Genomic DNA, 435 nt, shown 5'->3' with positions numbered 1-435 from the left:
GTTGTATAGTCAAGTAATTAAGTGCATGTGGTGGATGCCTTGGCAGTCAGAGGCGATGAAAGACGTRATAGCCTGCGAWAAGCTCCGGGGAGGCGGCAAATATCCTKTGATCCGGAGATTTCTGAATGGGGRAACCCACCTGTCATAAGGCAGGTATCGTATGATGAATACRTAGTCATACGAGGCGAACGAGGGGAAGTGAAACATCTCAGTACCCTTAGGAAAAGAAATCAATTGAGATTCCCTYAGTAGCGGCGAGCGAACGGGGAAAAGCCCATTAAGTCATATMAGTTCTAGTGGAATGCTCTGGGAAGTGCAACCATAGTGGGTGATAGTCCTGTACACGAAAGGGTTTGAAATATGTCCTTCAGGTATTTCTCTTCATTTTTTCGTGCTGCCCGTGTGCTGCAGTGTGTCCTCGCCCTCTTGAACAAA

1 rRNA gene is annotated in these 435 nt (G+C 47.2%); it reads left to right on the top strand.

The annotated features are described in order from the left end of the window. Positions 1–7: 7 nt before the first annotated feature. Positions 8–435 (top strand): 23S ribosomal RNA (locus DLK05_RS17080); the annotation flags it as partial.

This window comes from Ancylomarina longa (genome assembly GCF_003996985.1).
GTDB classification, from domain to species: Bacteria; Bacteroidota; Bacteroidia; order Bacteroidales; family Marinifilaceae; genus Ancylomarina_A; species Ancylomarina_A longa.
The sequence above is the reverse complement of the archived record's forward strand: the minus strand, read 5'-3'. Positions and strand labels throughout refer to the sequence as shown.